This is a genomic window from Bordetella tumbae (genome assembly GCF_054780995.1).
This window is the reverse complement of sequence record NZ_BAAGVG010000026.1, coordinates 15,912-36,297: the sequence shown is the minus strand read 5'-3', so window position 1 is coordinate 36,297 and position 20,386 is coordinate 15,912. Positions and strand designations below refer to the sequence as shown.

20 protein-coding genes are annotated in these 20,386 nt (G+C 60.8%); 9 read left to right on the top strand and 11 right to left on the bottom strand.

The window, feature by feature from the left end; translation table 11 throughout:
• Positions 1-81 precede the first annotated feature (81 nt).
• The 4 genes from ACYVI2_RS27910 (at position 82) to fusA (ending at position 5,095) form a co-directional block, all read left to right on the top strand.
• Positions 82-1,479: an aminotransferase-like domain-containing protein gene (locus ACYVI2_RS27910; protein ID WP_415819291.1), complete on the top strand. Its 1,398-nt coding sequence runs from the start codon at positions 82-84 to the stop codon at positions 1,477-1,479.
• A 76-nt stretch (positions 1,480-1,555) separates the two neighbouring features.
• Entirely contained in the window at positions 1,556-1,903 is a 348-nt protein-coding gene (locus ACYVI2_RS27905) for a protein tyrosine phosphatase family protein (RefSeq protein ID WP_415819254.1), read from the top strand.
• A 91-nt stretch (positions 1,904-1,994) separates the two neighbouring features.
• Positions 1,995-2,462 (top strand): universal stress protein, encoded by a 468-nt coding sequence (locus ACYVI2_RS27900; protein ID WP_415819255.1) that lies wholly within the window; start codon positions 1,995-1,997, stop codon positions 2,460-2,462.
• A 521-nt stretch (positions 2,463-2,983) separates the two neighbouring features.
• Positions 2,984-5,095: an elongation factor G gene (gene fusA, locus ACYVI2_RS27895; RefSeq protein ID WP_415819256.1), complete on the top strand. Its 2,112-nt coding sequence runs from the start codon at positions 2,984-2,986 to the stop codon at positions 5,093-5,095.
• Between the two features lie 552 nt (positions 5,096-5,647).
• Here the strand turns inward: fusA and ACYVI2_RS27890 are convergent.
• Entirely contained in the window at positions 5,648-6,451 is an 804-nt protein-coding gene (locus ACYVI2_RS27890) for an alpha/beta fold hydrolase (RefSeq protein WP_415819257.1), read from the bottom strand.
• Between the two features lie 140 nt (positions 6,452-6,591).
• Between ACYVI2_RS27890 and ACYVI2_RS27885 the strand changes: the two genes are divergently transcribed.
• Both ACYVI2_RS27885 and ACYVI2_RS27880 read left to right on the top strand, forming a co-directional pair.
• The gene (locus ACYVI2_RS27885) at positions 6,592-7,113 is read left to right on the top strand and encodes a YbaK/EbsC family protein (protein WP_415819258.1); all 522 of its coding nucleotides are present in this window, start codon (positions 6,592-6,594) and stop codon (positions 7,111-7,113) included.
• Positions 7,110-8,018 carry an EamA family transporter gene (locus ACYVI2_RS27880; protein ID WP_415819259.1) on the top strand — a complete coding sequence of 303 codons (909 nt, stop codon included), beginning with the start codon at positions 7,110-7,112 and terminating at the stop codon, positions 8,016-8,018. The genes ACYVI2_RS27885 and ACYVI2_RS27880 overlap by 4 nt, the downstream gene beginning before the upstream one ends.
• 225 nt (positions 8,019-8,243) lie before the next feature.
• On the opposite strand, the gene ybgF is transcribed toward ACYVI2_RS27880, so the two are convergent.
• The 8 genes from ybgF to ACYVI2_RS27840 all read right to left on the bottom strand — a co-directional run bounded on the left by ybgF (position 8,244) and on the right by ACYVI2_RS27840 (position 15,467).
• Positions 8,244-8,927, bottom strand: a complete 684-nt coding sequence (gene ybgF / locus ACYVI2_RS27875; RefSeq protein ID WP_415819260.1) for a tol-pal system protein YbgF — start codon at positions 8,925-8,927, stop codon at positions 8,244-8,246.
• A gap of 86 nt (positions 8,928-9,013) precedes the next feature.
• Complete coding sequence (gene pal / locus ACYVI2_RS27870; protein ID WP_415819261.1) at positions 9,014-9,517, bottom strand: peptidoglycan-associated lipoprotein Pal; 504 nt, start codon at positions 9,515-9,517, stop codon at positions 9,014-9,016.
• 33 nt (positions 9,518-9,550) lie between these two features.
• Positions 9,551-10,870, bottom strand: a complete 1,320-nt coding sequence (gene tolB / locus ACYVI2_RS27865; protein WP_415819262.1) for a Tol-Pal system beta propeller repeat protein TolB — start codon at positions 10,868-10,870, stop codon at positions 9,551-9,553.
• Between the two features lie 16 nt (positions 10,871-10,886).
• Positions 10,887-12,071 (bottom strand): cell envelope integrity protein TolA, encoded by a 1,185-nt coding sequence (gene tolA / locus ACYVI2_RS27860; RefSeq protein WP_415819263.1) that lies wholly within the window; start codon positions 12,069-12,071, stop codon positions 10,887-10,889.
• 33 nt (positions 12,072-12,104) lie between these two features.
• On the bottom strand, positions 12,105-12,581 hold the full coding sequence (gene tolR / locus ACYVI2_RS27855) for a protein TolR (protein ID WP_094819866.1): 477 nt from the start codon (positions 12,579-12,581) through the stop codon (positions 12,105-12,107).
• A complete protein-coding gene (tolQ, locus tag ACYVI2_RS27850) occupies positions 12,581-13,261 on the bottom strand; it encodes a protein TolQ (protein ID WP_415819264.1) in 681 nt (226 codons plus the stop codon). Before tolQ ends, tolR begins: the two co-directional genes overlap by 1 nt.
• A 3-nt stretch (positions 13,262-13,264) precedes the next feature.
• Positions 13,265-13,684, bottom strand: coding sequence for a tol-pal system-associated acyl-CoA thioesterase (gene ybgC / locus ACYVI2_RS27845; protein WP_415819292.1), 420 nt, complete (start codon positions 13,682-13,684; stop codon positions 13,265-13,267).
• A 52-nt stretch (positions 13,685-13,736) separates the two neighbouring features.
• Entirely contained in the window at positions 13,737-15,467 is a 1,731-nt protein-coding gene (locus ACYVI2_RS27840; protein WP_415819265.1) for a proline--tRNA ligase, read from the bottom strand.
• A 64-nt stretch (positions 15,468-15,531) separates the two neighbouring features.
• On the opposite strand from ACYVI2_RS27840, the gene ACYVI2_RS27835 reads away from it, so the two are divergent.
• From ACYVI2_RS27835 to ACYVI2_RS27825, 3 genes are read left to right on the top strand one after another with little or no spacing between them, the layout of a single operon-like run.
• A complete protein-coding gene (locus ACYVI2_RS27835; protein WP_094819908.1) occupies positions 15,532-16,107 on the top strand; it encodes an RNA pyrophosphohydrolase in 576 nt (191 codons plus the stop codon).
• The gene (locus tag ACYVI2_RS27830) at positions 16,088-16,774 is read left to right on the top strand and encodes a response regulator (RefSeq protein WP_415819266.1); all 687 of its coding nucleotides are present in this window, start codon (positions 16,088-16,090) and stop codon (positions 16,772-16,774) included. The genes ACYVI2_RS27835 and ACYVI2_RS27830 overlap by 20 nt, the downstream gene beginning before the upstream one ends.
• 16 nt (positions 16,775-16,790) lie before the next feature.
• A complete protein-coding gene (locus ACYVI2_RS27825) occupies positions 16,791-18,380 on the top strand; it encodes a sensor histidine kinase (RefSeq protein ID WP_415819293.1) in 1,590 nt (529 codons plus the stop codon).
• On the opposite strand, the gene ACYVI2_RS27820 is transcribed toward ACYVI2_RS27825, so the two are convergent.
• Complete coding sequence (locus ACYVI2_RS27820; protein ID WP_415819267.1) at positions 18,377-19,309, bottom strand: LysR family transcriptional regulator; 933 nt, start codon at positions 19,307-19,309, stop codon at positions 18,377-18,379. The two genes, ACYVI2_RS27825 and ACYVI2_RS27820, sit on opposite strands and share 4 nt — an antisense overlap.
• Positions 19,310-19,329: 20 nt before the next feature.
• On the bottom strand, positions 19,330-20,235 hold the full coding sequence (locus ACYVI2_RS27815) for an NAD(P)-dependent oxidoreductase (protein WP_415819268.1): 906 nt from the start codon (positions 20,233-20,235) through the stop codon (positions 19,330-19,332).
• Positions 20,236-20,386 lie beyond the last annotated feature (151 nt).

Here is a 20,386-nt window from a genome sequence, read left to right as displayed (position 1 = left end):
TTTTCAGTTCACTTTGATGTCTGGCCTGGTAAAACAACCATGACAGTTGAAATATCCTCTCCATCCTCCAACTGGCGGCCGGTGCGTCAGGCCGATGCCACGCTGGTGGCCCAGTTGGCCGACGACGTTGCCCGCCGTATTGATGACCAGGGTCTGCGCCCCGGAACCCGGTTGCCGTCCATTCGCACGATGGCCGAGCAGACTGGCGTCAGCCGATTCACGGTCGTCGAGGCCTACGATCGCCTGGTCGCGCGCGGTCTGGTGCAGTCGCGCCGCGGAGCAGGCTTTTTTGTGCGCGCGCGCCGCGAGCCGCTGATTGCCGAGCAGGCTGCCAAGCCAGATCCCTTGGCGCCGCCGGTCCGTATTGACGTAACGTGGTTGCTGCGCAGTATGTTTCGCGAGCCGACGGCCTCGTCCATGCCCGGTGGCGCGGGGCTGTTGCCCGCAGATTGGCTGGACCCTGACATGGTGTCGGCTGCCGTGCGCGCGGTGGGGCGTTCTGTGCGTGGCAATCTGGTGTCCTATGGTTCGCCGCAGGGGTACGCCCCGCTGCGTCAGCAGTTGGCGTCGCGTCTACAGGCCGAGGGCGTGCCGGCTCATCCCGAACATAATTTGCTGACGACCAACGGCGTCACGCATGGCCTGGATCTGGTCGGCCGGCATTTCGTGCAACCAGGAGATGCCGTACTGGTCGAGGACCCCGCCTGGTTCGTGATTTTTGGGCGCTTGGCGGCGTTTGGCGCGCGCTTGATCGGGGTGCCGCGGGGGCCGGATGGCCCGGATCTGGAACAACTGGACAGGCTCGCCGCGCTGCATAAGCCGCGTCTATTCATCACCAATACGACGGTGCACAATCCGACCGGTCATACCCTGTCGGCGGGCGCTGCATACGATATTTTGCGCCTGGCCGAGCGGCACGATTTTTGGGTGGTCGAGGACGATACGTATGGGGAATTACATCCCGGCGGCGCCGTCAAATTGGCGTCGTTGGACCGTCTGAATCGCGTCATTCTGGCGGGCGGCTTTTCCAAGATGCTGGCGGCCAGCTTGCGCGTGGGTTACCTGGCGGCCAATGCCGAGGTGTTGCGCAGACTGGGGGATCTGAAAATGCTGGCGGGCCTGACTACGCCGGAATTGGGCGAGCGGGTGGTGCATCGGGTGTTGATCGAGGGGCAGTATCGGCGGCATGTCGAGCGGGTGCGCGCGCGCGTCAATGCGGCCCGCGAGCAATGTCTGGCTCAACTGACATCGTTGGGAATGACGGTGCCGCATGAGCCGCACGCGGGGATGTTTGTCTGGGCGGATTGCGGGCGTGATGCCGAGGTGCTGGCCCGTACGGCGGCCGATCGAGGTCTGCTGCTGGCGCCTGGCAGCTTGTTTTCGCCTTCTCAGGCACCCTCGACCATGTTGCGGTTTTCGGTTTCGATGGTGGACACGCCGGGAATATGGTCGGCCTTGTCTGAGGTCTTGGCGGCCTAGGCTGGTTGAGACGTCCTATACTGGCTGCTTACAGTGATTGTTTTTTCATTCTAGGTATTTACCCGAGGAAATCTCCATGTCTGACGTCCAGATTCGACCATTGACTGAGCAGTTCGCGGTGGCCCCGCAGTTGTCGCCCGCAGACATGGCAGGCGTGGCTGCCGCGGGTTACAAAAGTGTGATCATCAATCGTCCCGACTATGAGGGTGGCCCCGACCAGCCTACGGCTGCGGATGTGTCCGAGGCGGCGCGCCAGGCGGGATTGGAGGTGGAGTATCAACCCGTGGTTGGCAGTGCGATGACGGCAGATGATGTGGTCCGATTTGCGGAGTTGCTGCGCACGCTGCCCGGCCCGGTGTTGGCGTATTGCCGTACCGGGACGCGTTGCACGAATTTGTTCGTTGCCTCGCAGCAGCTTCCTTGATCGGCATCAAATATTGCGGAAAGCCCGCAATGTTGCGGGCGGCGTTTTCCGGTAGCATGACATTTCCTACTAGCAGACAGGAGCAGGCATTATGTTCAAGAAAGTCTTGATTCCTACCGACGGCTCCCCGCTCTCGGCCCAGGCCGCCAATGCGGGTATCTGCTTTGCCCGGTCCGTCGGCGCCGAGGTCGTTGCCCTGCATGTGACACAGCCTTTTGCTGCCACCATCGGGTTTGATGGGATGGCTGCGGCCTATGCCATTACTGACGAAGACTACGAGAAAGCGTCGGCGGAGCAGGCGGAAAAGTATTTGAAGCAAATCCTCGCGCGGGCGGAGACGGCCGGTGTGAAGGCGGATTCGCGCGCGGTGTCCAATTTCAATGTGGCCGATGGGATTGTGCAGGCGGCTACCGAGAATGGATGCGATTTGATTTTTATTGGCAGCCACGGGCGTAGCGGGTTGTCGCGCTTGTTGTTGGGGAGCGTGACGGCGAAGGTGTTGTCGTTGGCTACCAGTGCTGTGCTGGTTTATCGCGTTAAAGAAGAAAAGAAGAAATAGCTAGGGGCTTTGCGCTGTTCATGGGTTGAAAACGGCGTCTCTCTTCTGGGGCGCGGGTCGACGGGCGGCGTGGGACCGTTTTTTTTAGGCCGGATGGGTTTTTGCTGGCGAGCGGGTGGCGTTCTTTTGGCGCCGTCGTCCGCCGTGTAAAGGCCTCACCGGCCCTATCGCACGGACTCGCCCCATTAGCAGGGGGCTCGGTCCGCTGCGCGGACTGGGATCCGTGCTCTACGGGCCGGTGAGGCCTTTACACGGCGGACGACGGCTCGCGGTGGGGAAATGCCATCGTCGCGAGTTTTTTTGCCAGGCTGCTTTGGGTTTCTCCTGTCGATTTTTGATTTCCAACGGTTCTTGTTTGGTGCGCTGCTCGCTGTGGTTTGGCGCGTCTTGACGCGCCGTTTTGCAAACCTATTGCAAGGATAGGGCTATAGGGGGTGGGCGTTATTTTGTGGGCGTAATATGCTTTGAGCGCAGTTCTATGACTGCGCTGCATCACTGGATTGAATTCACCAGGAAAGGCTATGACTCGCAAAACGCGCATCGATCAATATCGCAATATCGGTATCAGTGCCCATATCGACGCGGGCAAGACCACGACGACTGAGCGCATTCTGTTCTATACCGGGATCACCCATAAATTGGGCGAGGTGCATAACGGCGCCGCGGTGATGGACTGGATGGAGCAGGAGCAAGAGCGCGGTATTACGATCACGTCGGCGGCGACGACGGCGTTTTGGCGTGGGATGGCAGGGAATTATCCTGAACATCGCATCAATATCATTGACACCCCGGGGCACGTCGATTTCACGATCGAGGTCGAGCGCTCGATGCGAGTGCTGGATGGCGCTTGTATGGTGTACGACGCGGTGGGCGGTGTGCAGCCGCAATCGGAGACGGTGTGGCGGCAGGCGAATAAATATGCCGTGCCGCGTATTGCGTTCGTCAACAAGATGGATCGCATCGGCGCGGATTTCTTTCGGGTGCAGAAGCAGATCGTTGATCGCCTGAAGGGCGATGCGGTGCCGATTCAGATCCCGGTAGGGGCCGAGGATCATTTCCAGGGCGTGGTGGATCTGGTCAAGATGAAGTCCATCATCTGGGATGACGAGAGCCAGGGCGTGCGGTTCGAGTATCGCGATATTCCGGATGAGCTGCAGGATGTGGCGCGCCGATGGCATGACCATATGGTTGAAAAGGCGGCCGAGGCGGATGAGGAACTGCTGGAAAAATATCTCTCGGGCGAGACTTTGTCCGAGGACGATATCAAGCGTGGATTGCGCAAGCGTACGATTGCCAATGAAATCGTGCCGATGCTGTGCGGCAGCGCCTTTAAGAATAAAGGTGTGCAGGCCATGCTGGATGCGGTGATCGATTATCTGCCGTCGCCTGTGGATGTGCCCGCCATCAAGGGGCACGATGAGAAAGACCGCGAAATCGAACGCCATCCGGATGACAAGGAGCCGTTTTCGGCCTTGGCATTCAAGATCATGACCGATCCGTTCGTGGGTCAGCTGGTGTTTTTCCGGGTGTATTCGGGGGTCGTTAAATCCGGGGATTCGGTGTTGAATCCGCTCAAGGGCAAAAAGGAACGGCTGGGGCGTCTGTTGCAGATGCACGCCAACGAACGGCGCGAGATCAGCGAGGTGTATGCGGGCGATATCGCCGCAGCGGTGGGGATCAAAGAGGTCACCACAGGCGACACGCTGACTGATCCGGCGCATGTGATCATTCTGGAGCGAATGACGTTCCCCGAGCCGGTGATTTCTCAGGCGGTCGAGCCCAAGACCAAAGCCGATCAGGAAAAGATGGGCGTGGCGTTGAATCGATTGGCGCAGGAGGATCCTTCTTTCCGGGTGCGTTCGGATGAGGAATCCGGCCAGACGATTATTTCCGGCATGGGAGAACTGCACCTGGAGATCTTGGTCGACCGCATGAAGCGCGAGTTCGGGGTCGAGGCCACGGTCGGGAAGCCGCAGGTGGCGTACCGCGAAACCATACGCAAAACCTGCGACGCGGTCGAGGGCAAGTTCGTGAAGCAATCGGGCGGGCGCGGCCAATATGGTCACGTGGTGCTGAAGCTCGAGCCCCAGGAGCCTGGCAAAGGTTATGAGTTCGTCGACGCGATCAAGGGCGGTGTGGTGCCGCGTGAATATATTCCGGCGGTGGATCGCGGGGTGCGCGAGAGTTTGAATGCCGGGGTGTTGGCGGGCTATCCGGTGGTGGATATCAAGGTCACTCTGGTGTTCGGTTCGTACCACGATGTCGACTCGAACGAAAACGCATTCCGGATGGCTGCATCGATGGCGTTCAAGGAAGGCATGCAGCGCGCCAAGCCGGTGCTGTTGGAGCCCATGATGCAAGTCGAGGTCGAGACGCCGGAGGAGTTCACCGGGCACGTGATGGGAGATTTGTCGTCGCGTCGCGGGATGGTGCAGGGGATGGAGGACATCGCGGGCGGGGGTGGCAAACTCGTACGCGCCGAGGTGCCGTTATCCGAGATGTTTGGCTATTCCACGTCGCTGCGTTCGCTGACGCAGGGGCGGGCGACTTATACGATGGAATTCAAGCACTATGCCGAGACGCCTAACCAGGTGGCGGAGCAGGTTATTGCTGCGCATGGTGGGGGGCGTTAAGGAGGGGCGGCTTTTGTGGTGTCTGGAGGGAGCTTGCTGATGTAGGGCGATGCGTGCTGGGCGTTTGCGTGCGTGGCGGACGCTGGTGTGTGGTCGAGGCATTTGCTGATGCCGAGTGTCGCTGTCGAGACGTCCCGGCCGGGTGCCAGGGAAGGCGCACCGCCCCTATCACAGCGGCTCGGCCCATGAGCAGGGGCCTCGGTCGCCTTCGGCGACTTCCCGCTGTTCAACGGGGCGGCACGCCTTCCTGGCACCCGGCCGGGACTCGCAGTCGTGACTGGCCACGGGTAGTACGCGGACGGATGTTAAGGCCCGCCGCGGGCCGTGGACGGACGGTTTGCTAAGGTTGGCCTTCGGAAGTATGCCGAGGGTCGCGTTTTTCGGAGCTCGCGGAGCGAACGGCTGTTATGGTGGCCAGAGGAGCACGGGTCGGACCGTTGATTTGCTGGGCCCGAGTTAGAGGGAACTGGCGGTAGATCGTGGATGACGAGGTACGAGAGAAGGGATGAACTGCTGCAACAGTCGATCTTGGTCCGCCTCGGGGAGCCGGTGTCAGATCAAGAAGTTCTCTATCGCACTGTTGAAGGCTCGTGGGTTGCCCAGGTTCATGCCGTGTGACGAGCCCACGATGACCTCTTTATGGGCCGAGGGTAGCCACTCTGACAGCGTTTGCAGCACGGCGGGGTAGGGGGCCGGGCTGAGCGCGCCGCCGATCAATAGCAGCGGCATGGCTAGTTTTTGGATTTGTTCGCGGCTCAGCGGGTTGAGCATTTCGGTGGCCTGTCCGCGCAGTGTGGTGGCATTGTCTCGGACCATTTCTTGAAACCAAGGCACCATGCGACGCCATGTGTCGGGGCCGGACACGGTGTCGACAAAGAGCGCCAGGCCGGCATCCAGTTCGCCGTCGTCGATCAGTTTCAGTGAACGCTGCCGAAAGCCGCCACGATCATCTGTGGACGGGTTGGGGGCCAGCGGCCCCGGATCCGCGAGTGTCAGCGTTCGGACGCGCCTGGGTTCACGCAGGGCGGCTTCGAGGGTGACACGGGCGCCACGAGAGTGGCCGACGACATGCGCTGCGCCTTCGCCGACTGTCTCGATAAAGGCCAGCAGGTCGTCGACGTGTTGATCGACTGAAAAGGGACCTCCGCCCCACTCCTGCGGCCAATAGTGGCGCAGGCTGGGCGCCAGCACGCGAAAGGATCGGCCCAGCGGCCCCATCTGAGATTTCCAATACCGGCAGTCGCACAACGAGCCATGCACCAGCACCAGCGGCGTGCCCTGCCCATGTTCGGTGTAGGTCATCGCGTAATCATTGATATAAGCGGTCTGCAGGGGTAGTTGAGGTTCGGAACGCATGGCGGGCACAGGGGGAATCAAGCTCGTGATTCTAGCGCCCTGGGTGGTTTCAGGTCTTTGCGCGCCAGTCGCTGATACACTCATTGCCCTCGCGCCGTATTGCCGGGCGCGATGTATTCGATCACACGGAATCGCCAAGCATGTCAGCTGAATCTGCCTCTGCTTTACCCGAATCTGCACAGCGTGTGGCCCAATTGCTGCAATCATTGGGCCACGAGCATCCCATCGTCATCCTGCCGCAAACCGGCCGTACCTCGGCAGAGGCCGCCCAGGGCCTGGGTTGCGAGGTCGCTCAAATCGCCAAATCCATCATCTTTCGGCGTCGCTCCGATGATGCACCGGTACTGGTTATCGCCAGCGGCGCCAATCGCGTCGACGAAGCCAAAGTCGCCGAGGTCGTGGGCGAGCTGGGCAAGGCCGATGCGCGGTTTGTGCGAGAGATGACCGGCTACGCCATCGGCGGCGTGTGCCCCATCGGTCATGCGGTCAAACCCGTCATGCTGCTCGATGAGGACCTTTTTCAATACGACACCTTGTGGGCCGCGGCGGGTCATCCGCACGCGGTATTCCGCCTGAGCCCGCAACAGTTGGCCGCCATGACGGGCGCACCCTTGGCCGATGTGGCATTACGTATTCCCGCTGCTGAAAAGGCGCCAGAATGACGGATTGGACCTGGGTCTGGATTCCCGCCACCTTGGCGGCTGCGGCCGCCCAAGCCGGCCGTAACGCGGTGCAACGCAGCCTGACGACTACGCTGGGCACCTTGGGGGCAACGCAAGTTCGGTTCCTCTTCGGATTCCCGTTCGCGCTTCTGTTTCTGGCCATCGTATTTGCCATCGACGGAGGCCCGCTACCAGGCATTCATTCAGAATTCCTGCTCTTTGTCGTCGGCGGCGCCGTCGCGCAGATCGCCGCTACCGGGCTCATGCTCGCCGCCATGCGAGAGCGTTCCTTTGTCGTCGTCACCGCCTGGACCAAAACAGAGCCGATCCAGGTTGCCTTGTTTGGCTTCGTCGTCCTGGGTGATCCGCTATTGATCACAGGCGTGTTGGCCGTCATCCTCGCCACATTAGGCGTCGTCCTGATGTCAGGCAACCCTGCCTCTGCCACCGGCCGTGGCAGCCTGCGCCCGGCATTGCTGGGCCTCGTGTCCGGCGCCTGCTTTGCCCTGTCCGCCATCGGTTTTCGCGGCGCGATTCTGACGCTGGACAGCGGCGGCTTTGTCCTGCAAGCCACTTGGACGCTGGCGTGGTCCCTGGGCATACAGACCTTGATCCTGGCCGTCTGGATGATCCTGTTCAACCGCACCCTGCTCATCGCCTGCATGGCGGCCTGGCGCGCTTCCATCTGGGGTGGCCTGTTGGGTGCTACGGCCTCTCAGGGCTGGTTCATCGGCTTCGCCCTCACCGCCGCCGCGAATGTCCGTACCCTAGGCCTAGTAGAAGTCCTATTCGCCCAAATCCTCTCCCGCCGCGTCTTCTCACACGCCACCAGCCGCCGAGAACTGTTAGGCATCGCCCTGATCATCATCGGCGTCGCAGCGCTACTGATCGCTTCAGCAGGCTAGTAGACAACGCCCTAGGCAATTCACTGCTATGAGTCCCTGTCGGGTGCCGGGCAGCCACGCCGGCCCGTTGAGCGGCGGGCAGTCCCCGAAGGGGACCTCGGCGCCTGGTCTTGCGCCGAGCCGCTGCGATAGGGCCGGCGTGGCTGCCCGGCACCCGACAGGGACGGCTTAATAGAGATCCTCCGTGCCAGCATGAGAATAGCCCCCCATGCCAGCGCAATCCCTCTACTGCAGCAACTGCAACCGATTCTTAGCCGTCCCCGCCGCCTGACTATTAGGATAATTCTTAACAATCCGCTCCAGCGAAGCCTTAGCCCCCGTCCGGTTGTTCAGCTCGATCTGGCTACCAGCAATCACCAGCAACGCATCCGGCGCCCGGGCATCATTAGGCGTCTGCTGCACCAGCTGATTCAGCTCTTCGATAGCGCCCTTATAGTCCTTGATTGCATACCGGCTGCTGCCCAGATAAAACTTGGCCGTCGGTGCCAACTGGCTATTGGGATACAACGCGAGAAACGCGGCGAACGAATCAGCCGCGTCCTGGTATTGCGCCTGGCGGAATTGATCGATCGCGCCATCATAGGCCGACTGCTCGCTGGGATCGCTAGCCGTGGCTCCAGGCGGATTCGCCGAACCGTGGCTTGCCTGCCCGCTAGGCTGCTGGCGCGACACCAATTCCAACTGCTCACGCAACTGCGTGATCTCCTGCTGCATCGCCTGCATCTGATCCGCCAGTTGCAGCCGTGCACGTTGATTTTGTTCGTTTTGTTGTCTTACTTGTTCGCGCAAGTCCAGAATGGCCCGGCGGGCCTCATCGTCGGCAAAAGCCTGGGCAGGGGCAGCGAGGGCTGTGGTAGCCAGAGCGACTGAGATGACCAGGGTACGCAGGGGCAAGACTTTATTGCGCATGAGAAATTCCAGAGTCCAAAAAAACAAAAGCGTCGGAACGGCCGCTTGACCGTTCCGACGCGCGGCAGAGCTAGTGCGCGAAAAGCTTAGCGCTGATATTCGATATCGGCGCGGCGGTTTTCCGCGAAATCAGCTTCGCTGGAGCCCGTCGAACGGGGTTTTTCCTTGCCGAAGCTGATGGTCTCGATCTGAGCATCCGTGGCGCCCAGCAGCGTCATCATGCGACGCACTGCGTCGGCACGGCGTTGGCCCAAGGCCAGATTGTATTCGGCGCCGCCGCGTTCGTCAGTGTTGCCCTGGAGCTGCACGCGCTGTTGCTGGTGCGAAGCCAGGTAACGGGCGTGGGTTTCCACCAGGCTGCGGTACTGTTCAGGCACCGTGTAGCTGTCGAAATCAAAGTATACCGAGCGTTGTTGCGCCAGGATGCTTTGCGGGTTGAACGGATCCAGGATCTGGCCGGAGGCCGAGCCACCTGTGCCGCTGCCCGTGGTCGAACCAGCGTTTTGGTCATCTAGCGGTACCGAACTGCAAGCTGCCAACGTGGCGGCCAAGGCGGCAATGGTCAAGCTTTTGGCAATGCGCGTCTTCATGATGTTTCCTTTGCAAAGAAGGGTCATGCGTGTTTAGCGGGTAAAAGGGCCCCACGTGGGTTCACGTATTTCCCCGTTCAGTACGGAGAGCGTTTGCCGCACACGTCCATCACTAGATACTCCTGCCAGCACGCTGCGGCCGTTTTGCACTGCAGCGTACAGGATTTGCATGCCATTGGGAGCAAAGCTGGGTGACTGGTCATCACGACCATCGGTCAGCAGGGCTTCGTTGCCAGAGGCCAGTTGTAGTGATGCGATGCGGAACGCGCCGTCGCGTTTGGAAACGTACAGCAGCGTGGAACCGTCGGGGGAAATTCGGGGTGAGATGTTGTAACTACCGTTAAAAGTCAGCCGACGGGCATCGCCTCCGTCGAGGCTGGTTTGATAGATTTGCGGTCCACCGCTGCGATCACTCGTAAAGATAATAGAACGGCCATCCGGCGTAAAGATCGGTTCGGTGTCAATGCCCGGAGAACGCGTTAAACGGCGCATATTCGAGTTTCCGTCAGCACCAACGATGTAAATTTGCGACAAACCATCGCGGGTCAGAGCCACCGCGAGTTTGGATCCATCAGGCGACCAGGCGGGGGCGCTGTTGTTGCCTTTGAAATTTGCAACAGGGATGCGGGCGCTGGTTGCCAGGGTGTGCACATAAACAACAGGTTTGCCCGATTCGAAGCTCACGTAGGCGAGTTTCCCGCCATCAGGCGACCAGGCCGGCGAGATGACCGGCTCGCGCGAGCGCAGGGCGACTTGCGGATTCTGGCCATCGGCATCGGCGATTTGCAGTTCATAGGTGTTGCCACGCTTGAGCACATAGGCAATACGCGTCGAAAACACGCCGCGAACGCCGGTGATCTTCTCGTAAATGCGGTCAGCGATCTGGTGCGCGACGCGACGCAGTTCCTGTTCGCTGCCGGAGAAGGCAACGCCGTCCAATTGGCCTTTCTTGATGGTATCGCCCAGGCGGTAGCGCACGTCGTAGCGGCCATCGGCGCCGCGGGTGATGCTGCCATAGGCCAGGAAATCGGCACCCTTGTTGCGCCAATCGTCATAGTTGACCTGCGAGTCCACGTTCAGCCCGGCGCCGGAGGCGTTGATCAGGCGAAATTGGCCCGTCCGGGTCAAATCGGCGCGAATAACGTCCGCAATAGCGCGGCCGTGCACGTCATCTACCGCGAAATCGGCGATCGCCACTGGATACTGGGTGGCCCCGGTTCCAGAGATATCAACCCGCAATTGGGCGTGAGCGGGCTGCCAGACCAGCAGAGCGATTGCCGTCAGCAGGGTAAATAGCATGCCATAGGCACGCGCAAGCCCCGGGGTCGAGGGGCGGCTGGAGGCGGGAGTCATTATCAGCAATCTCCTGTCAGTCATACATTCTGTACACAACATCAATAACGGACGGATAGGCGCCCGTCGAGGGTTTGGGGAACGGATTGCAGCGCCGGATACCCGTTTCGACCGCACGGTCAAATACGGAGTTGCCCGACGAGCCGGTCAGATTCAAGCCAGTTACCTTGCCGTCTGAACTCAACTGTACCCGGTATTGGGCTGTCGGGTTAGCCGAACCGCTGCGGGCAGGCGTATCAAACACCACGCCGGGGCGTACGCAGGTGCGCACCTTGGCGGCATAGCCGCTGTCATTGCCGCCACCGCCTCGCTGGTTGCGGTCGGCCGTGCCGCCCGGGATACCGGCGGCGCCCAGGGCATCGCCTCGCATGGCGTCGCGCAGGGCTTTGTCGGCGGCTGCCTTTTTCGCAGCGGCTGCTTTTTCTGCTGCCGCTTTCTTTTCTGCTGCGGCTTTCTCTGCCGCGGCCTTCTTCTCGGCAGCGGCTTTTTCTGCTGCGGCCTTCTCTGCGGCGGCCTTTTTCTCGGCGGCAGCCTTTTCTGTGGCCGCTTTTTGTGCGGCCGCTTTTTCTGCTGCTGCTTTCTCTGCCGCGGCTTTTTCTGCTGCCGCCTTTTGAGCGGCGGCCTTTTCAGCGGCTGCTTTCTTGGCCTCTGCGGCTTTTTCGGCTTCCGCTTCTTTGCGCTCTTGTTCCAGGCGTTGCTGTTCTTTCAGCTCGGCTTGTTTGCGTATTTCGTCTTGGCGGGCCTTTTCCGCTGCAGCCTCAGCGGCCAATCGGGCTTTTTCCTCTTGTTCGCGCTTTTTACGCGCGGCCTCGAGCGCGATTTCGGGATCGGGCTGAGGATCAGGTTGGGCCACTGGCGGCGGGGTTTGGGGCTGGGGCTCGGGCTGCGGCTCAGGTTCTGGCTGAGGCGTGGGCTCGGGCTCGGGCTCAGGTTCGGGTTGTGGCTCAGGCGGCTGAGGTTCGGGCGTGACTTTGGGTTCGTCGGGCTGCTCTTCGGGAGGACGGGAATTGGGCGTATCGCCGCTGGCCCATAGTTCTACCTGGACCGGGCCGGGATTTTCGGTATGCCAACTGACACCAAAAATCAGGGCGATCAGCAGCAGCACGTGCGCCAGGATAGCCAGGCCCAGCGCTTTGCGATTGTCTTGCGCGGCGGGAGAGTGCGGCGCGGTGCTGTCGTGTCGAAAGAGAGGCGGGGTCATAAATGATGTGGCAAAGCGGCGCGCACCAGCGCGTCAGCGCCCTCTGGTTTGCTGTGGTGCGGGCTGGGTCGATTGCTGTGCGGCAGCGCCGCCTTGGTCAACCAGCAGGCCCAGGCGCGTCACGCCATTGCTGCGCAATTCGTCCATGACTTTGACCACGGTTTCGTAGGGCACCTTGCCGTCTGCGGCGATGACCACAGGAGTTTCGGCGGTGATTCGTTGACGGACCTGATCGACCAGTTGGTCGCGCGGGATGTCCTGCAGCGTGGCGCCGGCCTCGCGCATGCGCAACGCCAACTGGCCGTCTTCCGAGATCTGGACCTCCAGCGGCGTCGCAGGCACATCCGAGGCCTGGCCCACCGACGGGAGGTTGATCAGGCCGGGGGTGATCAGCGGGGCGGTGACCATGAAGATCACCAGCAGCACCAGCATCACGTCAATGTAGGGCACGACATTGATGTCGGCCTTCATGCGTCGGCCCGCGCGGCCGTTCGACCGTACCGAAGGCATTAGCGCACCTGGCGTTGGAGGATGTTCAGGAATTCATCGACAAAGCTGTCGAAACGAATCGACAGGCGGTCGATATCGTGCGTGTAGCGGTTATAGGCCACGACCGCCGGGATGGCGGCAAACAGACCGATGGCGGTGGCGATCAGCGCTTCGGCAATACCAGGGGCTACCGAGGCCAGCGTGGCCTGCTGCATGTTCGACAAGCCGATGAAAGCGTGCATGATGCCCCACACCGTACCCAGCAGGCCGATATAGGGGCTGACCGAGCCGGCCGAGGCCAGGAAGTTGAGGTGGGACTCCAGCGAGTCCATTTCGCGCTGATATGCAGCACGCATGGCACGGCGCGGGCCATCCAGAATGGTGTTGACGTCGCCGTTGGTGTTGGTGCGGCGCGCTTTCAGGAATTCGGTCATGCCGGCATCGAAGATGCGGGCCAGGGCGCCCTGTTCGTCACGACGGCTGGCGACGGCCTGTTGCAGCATCGACAGATCTCCACCCGACCAGAAATCGTCTTCGAAACGGCGGGTCTGGCTGTGTGCACGTTTGATAGCCAGCCGTTTGGCGAAGATATATGTCCAGGACATGATGGAAATGGCCAGCAGCAGCAACATGATGAGCTGGACGGGGAGGCTGGCGTGCGTGACCAGCGAAATCAACGACATGTCGTTGGAGACTTGCATGGGTTATTCCTGAAGGGATTCCAATTTGGCGCGTACGACGGCAGGTAATGCCGCCGGACGCAGATGCACTGCATCGACACAACAGATTTGGATATTGCCATGCGCGAGCAGTTCCCCGTCGCGTTCCGCACGTTGGTCGAAATGTATCGACGCGCGGCCCACTCGGGTCACTCGGCTGCGTATGGTAATCAAATCGTCCAACCGTGCCGGTTTACGGTATGACATGTCCAGCGAATGGACGACAAACATCCGTGCTTCGTCTGCGACCAATGCCGACTGCTGAACGCCCAGTTCGCGCAGCCATTCGGTGCGTGCGCGTTCCAGGAATTTCAGATAGTTGGCGTAGAACACGACGCCACCCGCATCCGTGTCTTCGTAATAGACACGGATATTAAAGATGGCTTCGGTGAACGTCGATTCAATCACAGTGAGAGAGCAGCCTTATCAGCACGCCTAGCTTGGTGGGCTGGGCAGTCTACAGCGTTTCCAGCTTGTCCAGCACCTTATTCAGGGCCGACTCGACAGGAATTTTTACAGCATCGCTTTCGCGACGGGCCTGCAATTCCACCACACCGTCGTTCAGGCCGCGTTCTCCAACTGTTACGCGCAAAGGGACCCCTATCAGCTCCCATTCAGCGAACATAACCCCTGGCCTGGCGTCACGATCATCCAAAATGACGTCCACGCCACGGGCGCGCAGTTCGTCATAGAGTTTTACGGCCTCGTTACGAACAGTTTCATTTTTACCCCAGCCTACCGGGCAAATCACGACTTCGAACGGGGCGATGGCCCTGGGCCAGAGGATGCCGCGTCCATCGTGATTTTGTTCAATGGCTGCGCCTGCGATTCGGGTGATCCCGATGCCGTAGCAGCCCATTTGCAGGGTGGCGGGCTTGCCGGTCTCGTCCAGGAAGGTCGCCTTGAGTGCGTCGGAGTACTTCGTACCCAAGAAAAAGACGTGTCCTACCTCGATGCCGCGCTGGATCGCCAGATGGCCCACGCCATCGGGCGACGGGTCTCCGGCCACCACGTTGCGCAGGTCAGCGACGATTTCGGGTTCCGGCAGGTCCCGGCCCCAGTTGGCGCCGGTGTAGTGGTAGTCCTCGCGATTGGCGCCGCAGACAAAATCCGCCATGTTGGCGACTGTGCGGTCCGCTACGACGCGTACCGGCAGCGCCGTGCCGATCGGGCCCAGATAGCCGGGTTTGCAGCCAAAATGCTCTACGATTTCGGATTCGGTGGCAAAGCGGAAGTCTGCCAGGCCGGGGATTTTGCCGGCTTTGATTTCGTTGAGTTCGTGGTCGCCACGCAGCATCAGCAGCCAGATCTGAACCTTGCCGGGCTCGGGTTCGGTCGCCAGCACCAGCGATTTGAGGGTGCGCTCCAGGGGCAGCCCCAGCAGTTTGGCGACGTCCTCGCATTTGGCGGCCCCAGGGGTGGGAGTGGCCTCAAGCGTCTGGGCCGGCGCCGCCCGCTCGGCCAGCAGGCAGGGGGCCTCGGCCAATTCGATATTGGCGGCATACTGGGAGTCGGGGTTGTACGCCAGCAGGTCCTCGCCCGTGTCGGCGATGACCTGGAACTCGTGGCTGCGTGTGCCGCCAATCGAGCCCGTATCGGCTGCAACAGCACGGAATTCCAGCCCCAGACGGCTGAAAATGCGCATGTACGCGTCATACATCTTGTCGTAGCTTTGCTGGGCGCTGGCCTCGTCGCGATCGAACGAATACGCATCCTTCATGGTGAATTCCCGGCCACGCATCAGCCCGAAACGGGGGCGGCGCTCGTCTCGGAACTTGGTCTGGATGTGATAGAAATTCAGGGGCAATTGCCGATAGCTGTGGATTTCGTTGCGGGCGATATCGGTAATGACTTCTTCCGAGGTCGGTTGCAGGACGAAATCGCGCTGATGGCGGTCCTTGATGCGCAGCAATTCCGCGCCGTATTGCACCCAGCGGCCGGATTCCTGCCAGAGCTCGGCGGGCTGCACCACGGGCATCAGCAGCTCGATCCCGCCCGCCGCGTTCATTTCGTCGCGGACGATGGCTTCGATTTTGCGGATGACCTTCAGGCCCAGGGGCATATAGGTGTAAATCCCACCCGCTAATTTGCGGATCATGCCGGCCCGGGTCATCAGTTGGTGGCTGACGACTTCGGCTTCGGAGGGGGCTTCTTTCAGCGTGTTGAGATGGTAGGTAGATGCGCGCATAGTTAAAGGTGGCTATGGATACGTATAATCGACTGTAATTGTATTGAATTCGGTGGGGGTGGCCATGCTTGATCGTGAAGGCTACCGTCCCAATGTCGGCATTATTCTCGTCAACAGCAAAAACGAGGTCTTTTGGGGCAAGCGAATCCGGGAACATGCTTGGCAGTTTCCGCAGGGCGGCATCAAATATGGCGAAAGCCCGGTGCAGGCCATGTATCGCGAGCTCCACGAAGAAGTAGGCTTAAAGCCTGAACATGTCCGTATTTTGGGGCGCACACGTGATTGGTTGCGTTATAACGTGCCGGACCATTTCGTCCGGCGAGAGTGGCGAGGGCACTATAAGGGTCAAAAGCAGATCTGGTTTTTGTTGCGTCTAGTGGGGCGCGACTGCGACGTGTGCCTGCGCGCGACGCAGCATCCGGAGTTCGATGCTTGGCGCTGGAGCCAGTATTGGGTGCCTCTGGACGCGGTCATTGAGTTCAAGCGCGAGGTATATACCCTGGCCCTGAACGAGCTCTCGAGCATTTTGTTCCGGCGCCAGCACGAAACCCGCTATCTGCGCCAACGGGTTCATGGCCCGGCACGCGTTGCCGATAGCCTTTCTGCCGACTCAGACGGCCATGCGCATATTGCTGGTTGAAGACGAGCTCGAAATGGCCTCGTGGCTGGTTCGGGCGTTGGCGCAGAGCGGGTTTACCCCCGATCATGCGCCAGACGCTCGCAGCGCCGAGGCCATGATGAGCACTCACGAATACGACGCCATCGTCATGGACCTGCGCTTGCCCGACAAGCACGGGCTGGTGGTGCTGCGCGACATGCGTAATCGTGACGACCGCACGCCCGTACTGTTGCTGACGGCGCAGGGCGCCTTGCAAGACCGGGTGCGTGGGCTCAATCTCGGCGCCGACGATTTCCTGACCAAGCCATTCGCGCTCGAAGAACTCGAGGCTCGTGTCGCGGCCTTGGTGCGGCGCAGCCGGGGGCGCCAGCAGCCACGGCTGCAATGCGGGTCGCTGTCTTATGACGGCGAGAGCCGTGCCTTTACCCTGGACGGTGCTTTGCTACTGCTCACGCCCCGCGAGCACGCCGCCTTGGTGGCGTTGCTGACGCGTAGCGGCTATCCCGTGGACAAGGCCCAGTTGTTCGGCAAGGTATTCACCCAGGACAGCGAGTCCAGTCTGGACGCTATCGAAGTCGTGTTGCATCGGTTGCGCAAAAAACTCGCGGGTAGCGACGTGCGCATTGTGACGGTGCGCGGATTGGGATACATGCTGGAAAGCAGCGTCAGTGAAACTGCCGAGCTCTGACCGGTTTCGCTTGCCGTTGTTCGGCATTCGGACGTTGTTGATCACCCTGTTGCTGCCAGGGGTGATCCTGTTGCTGGTGATCGATAGCTGGAACGATTATCGGACCTTGTCTGCGATCACCAACGAAGCCTACGACAGCGCGCTGCTCGAGCCTGCGCGGGTGTTGGAAAGCAGTATCGAATTTACCGACGCCGGGCAGTTGATCGTGGCCACGCCGGTGTATGCGCAGGTGATCCTCGAGTCCAAGGCGGGGTTGCGGAAATATTTTCGCATCGAGGAAATCTCCCCCCCGCTTCCCGAGGGATCCGAAGTCGTACCGCCCTCTGGCCGGACGCTGGCCGGTATGCCCGAATTGCCTCGCCCTCCCGCTTGGCCCTCCACCCGCGGCGAGCCCATGTTTTTCAACAGCGTCTATCGTGATGATCCGGTTCGCGTGGTAGCCGTGTTGCGCGATTTGTATTATCGCGGCCAGCACCGTCAGGTGTTGGTGCTCGTCGCCGAAAGTATTGGACGGCGGTTGCAGGCTGAGGAGGCCGCCCGGCGCCAGGAGTTATTGCGTGATGCGCGCATGTTGGCGCTGGTTGCCATTCTGGTGTGGTGGGGGGTGGCCTGGTCATTGCGTCCGTTGACCAGGTTGCGCAATGATATCCGTGTTCGCTCGCCAGAAGACATGACGCCGCTGGATGCGGCGCGGGTTCCCAGCGAGGTGATCCCTCTGGTCGAGGCAGTCAACTATCACATCGAACGGCATAGGCGGGTGTTGGATGAGCAGGCCCAATTCCTGGCCGATGCTTCGCATCAGTTGCGCACACCAATGGCGATCATTCTCACGCAGGCGCAATATGCGCTGCGCGAGCCTGATCCCCAACGCGCCCAGGAAGGCCTGCGCGCCATCGTGGATCAATTGGGGCGAACACGGCGCTTGACCGAGCAGTTATTGTCGTTGGCACATGCCAGCCAGGAGGATTCGACACCTCGCCAGCTATTGGATCTGAATGACGTGGCACGCAATGTCGTTTTGCAATATCTGCCGTTGTCACATGAAAAAGGGCAAGATCTGGGTTGGGTGGCGGCTGAGCCCACCGACGCGCCAATCCTCAATGCCCATGCATCGCGTGCCGCAGAAAGCACAGAGGCGTCCGATACCATCGCCGAGATGGGTGAGGCCCGTGATGGGGACGAAAGTGCCTCCGTAGTACCGGTGTTGCCTGTGTTCGGCAGCGAGGCCGAGCTGCATGAGGCGTTATCGAATCTCTTGCACAACGCCATTCATTATGCCCCTGTGGGGGCGCGGATCACCGTATCGGCGGCCTTGGCTGGCGATCGGGCAGAGGTCTCGGTATCCGATAACGGTCCTGGCATTGATGTGGCATCACGCCATCGCGCATTTGCCCGTTTTGACCGTCTGGGTTCCGGGCGCGGTTCGGTTTCATCGGGATCGGGATTGGGATTGTCCATTGCCCGTGCCTATGCGCGCCGCAATGCGGGCGATATCACGTTGCGTGATGGAGAGCCCAATACTCAGGGCGGAGTCGGGTTGGCGGCCGTGTTGTGGCTGCCGTTGGCGATGCCCAGGGACATCTCGTCTGGCGCCGCCAAGGACTAGACCCCCATCTCGCCGGTATTTATCGTCCTGGCATACACCCCGGGCAGTCGTTCCGAAATAAAGTTCAGCAGCGCCCGTACCGCCGGCGACATGCCTCGGCGCGAGGGATAGATGCAGTGCACGATACCCGTGGGCGCACGCCATTCCGGTAACACTTGCACTAACTGGCCTTGCCGTAATGCGTCATAGATTGCCACGCTGGGCAACAGGGCGATTCCGCGGCCACGTACGGCAGCTTCGGTCAGCACGATGAAATCATTGCAGCACAGCCGCGGCTGCACTGACACCTCGACTTCTTCATTGGCGGCATTACGCAGCCGCCAGCGCACGTCGGTTTGAGGGTCGTTAAAGCTCAGCGTCGCGTGCGCGGACAAGTCTTGTGGTGTTTCCGGGGTGCCGTTGCGCTCCAGGTACGCCGGGCTTGCGACCATGGTGCTGCTATCCTCACCCAAATGCTTGACGACCAGTTCCGCGTCGGTGTCCAGCCGCGTACGCACGCGTAACGCGAGATCGACCCCTTCGCGGATCAGGTCGACGCGGCGATTCGTGGCCAACACCTGTACGGACACTGATGGCCAGGTGTCCAGAAATTCCGGCAGCAGTTGCGCCAGCATTTGCTGCGCAATGGAAATGGGACAACTGATGATGACGGGCCCGCAGGGCTGCGATTGCAGCTGGCGCATGGCTTCTTCTGCTGCGCGGGCAGATGCCGTCATTTCGCGGCAATAATGCAGATAACGTTCGCCCGCCAGGGTCAGCCGCAGTCGACGGGTCGTACGTTGCAGCAGTCGCACGCCCAGCGTTTCTTCCAGATGGGCAATGCGCCGCGACAGGCGCGATTTGGGGATATCCAGGGCGCGTGCCGCGGCGCTGAAACCGCCGTGCTCTACCACCTGAGAAAAAAAGTACAGGTCGTTTAAATCTTGCATGGCGGTACCAGGGGCTGGCCTTAGTCTCGCAGACGGGTGATCAGGCTGGACGTGTCCCAGCGGCCGCCGCCGGCGCGCTGCACATCGCCGTAGAACTGATCCACCAGTGCCGTCAAAGGCAGGCGGGCGCCATTGTTGCGGGCTTCGGCCAATACCAGTCCGAGGTCCTTGCGCATCCAATCCACGGCAAAGCCGAAATCGAATTTGTCGTCCACCATGGTGCCGCCGCGGTTTTCCATCTGCCAGCTTTGTGCCGCGCCTTTGCTGATGACATCCAGCACGAGTTTCATGTCCAGATTCGCTGCCTGGCCGAACGCAATGGCCTCCGACAACCCTTGGACGATTCCGGCGATGCAGACCTGGTTCACCATTTTCGCCAATTGACCGGCGCCGGGAGCGCCGACGAGCGTAACGGCACGGCCATAGGCTTGGGCAATGGGCTTGATGATGTCGAAGGCTGCTTGGTCGCCACCGCACATGATGGTCAACACCCCGTTGACGGCCCCGGCCTGGCCACCGGACACCGGGCCATCTACGAATTGCAGGTTCAGTTCGCGAGCCTGTCCGTACAGTTCGCGAGCGACGTCTGCCGATGCTGTGGTGTGATCAACAAAAATCGCACCCGGTGCCATGCCGGCAAAGGCGCCATTGTCACCGAGCACCACGCTGCGCAGGTCGTCGTCGTTGCCCACGCAGGCAAAAACGATTTGTGCGCCAGCGACGGCTTCGCGCGGCGTGGGGGCACTGTTGCCGCCGAATTCCTGCGCCCAGGCTTTTGCCTTGGCTTCGGTGCGGTTGTATACCGTTACTTGGTGGCCGGCTTTTGCCAAATGGCCAGCCATGGGAAGGCCCATGACGCCCAAGCCAAGAAATGCGACTTTCTGGGGTACGACTTTGTCGTAATCCCTGGAACCGATCGATGCCATACCAAATCTCCGGGTTGTTCGTGTCAAAACCTAAAACCTGAACGTTACCGCAATCCGCGCACGACTCGGTACCTCAGGAGGAAAAAAAGCCCTCAGAATGTAGAGCACCTGAGGGCTTTCTTCCTTACGACTACCGAATTGGCAGCGCGTT

What these genes read in the sequence shown, in the direction of transcription:
- ACYVI2_RS27890 (WP_415819257.1), bottom strand. Translation starts at nt 6,451, where the DNA reads ATGCGTTCCGAACCTCAACTACCCCTGCAGACCGCTTATATCAATGAT.
- fusA (WP_415819256.1), top strand. Translation starts at nt 2,984, where the DNA reads ATGACTCGCAAAACGCGCATCGATCAATATCGCAATATCGGTATCAGT.
- tolB (WP_415819262.1), bottom strand. Translation starts at nt 10,870, where the DNA reads ATGACTCCCGCCTCCAGCCGCCCCTCGACCCCGGGGCTTGCGCGTGCC.
- tolQ (WP_415819264.1), bottom strand. Translation starts at nt 13,261, where the DNA reads ATGCAAGTCTCCAACGACATGTCGTTGATTTCGCTGGTCACGCACGCC.
- ACYVI2_RS27880 (WP_415819259.1), top strand. Translation starts at nt 7,110, where the DNA reads ATGACGGATTGGACCTGGGTCTGGATTCCCGCCACCTTGGCGGCTGCG.
- pal (WP_415819261.1), bottom strand. Translation starts at nt 9,517, where the DNA reads ATGAAGACGCGCATTGCCAAAAGCTTGACCATTGCCGCCTTGGCCGCC.
- ACYVI2_RS27815 (WP_415819268.1), bottom strand. Translation starts at nt 20,235, where the DNA reads ATGGCATCGATCGGTTCCAGGGATTACGACAAAGTCGTACCCCAGAAA.
- ACYVI2_RS27830 (WP_415819266.1), top strand. Translation starts at nt 16,088, where the DNA reads ATGCGCATATTGCTGGTTGAAGACGAGCTCGAAATGGCCTCGTGGCTG.
- ACYVI2_RS27820 (WP_415819267.1), bottom strand. Translation starts at nt 19,309, where the DNA reads ATGCAAGATTTAAACGACCTGTACTTTTTTTCTCAGGTGGTAGAGCAC.
- tolR (WP_094819866.1), bottom strand. Translation starts at nt 12,581, where the DNA reads ATGCCTTCGGTACGGTCGAACGGCCGCGCGGGCCGACGCATGAAGGCC.
- ACYVI2_RS27905 (WP_415819254.1), top strand. Translation starts at nt 1,556, where the DNA reads ATGTCTGACGTCCAGATTCGACCATTGACTGAGCAGTTCGCGGTGGCC.
- ybgF (WP_415819260.1), bottom strand. Translation starts at nt 8,927, where the DNA reads ATGCGCAATAAAGTCTTGCCCCTGCGTACCCTGGTCATCTCAGTCGCT.
- ACYVI2_RS27900 (WP_415819255.1), top strand. Translation starts at nt 1,995, where the DNA reads ATGTTCAAGAAAGTCTTGATTCCTACCGACGGCTCCCCGCTCTCGGCC.
- tolA (WP_415819263.1), bottom strand. Translation starts at nt 12,071, where the DNA reads ATGACCCCGCCTCTCTTTCGACACGACAGCACCGCGCCGCACTCTCCC.
- ACYVI2_RS27885 (WP_415819258.1), top strand. Translation starts at nt 6,592, where the DNA reads ATGTCAGCTGAATCTGCCTCTGCTTTACCCGAATCTGCACAGCGTGTG.
- ACYVI2_RS27835 (WP_094819908.1), top strand. Translation starts at nt 15,532, where the DNA reads ATGCTTGATCGTGAAGGCTACCGTCCCAATGTCGGCATTATTCTCGTC.
- ACYVI2_RS27840 (WP_415819265.1), bottom strand. Translation starts at nt 15,467, where the DNA reads ATGCGCGCATCTACCTACCATCTCAACACGCTGAAAGAAGCCCCCTCC.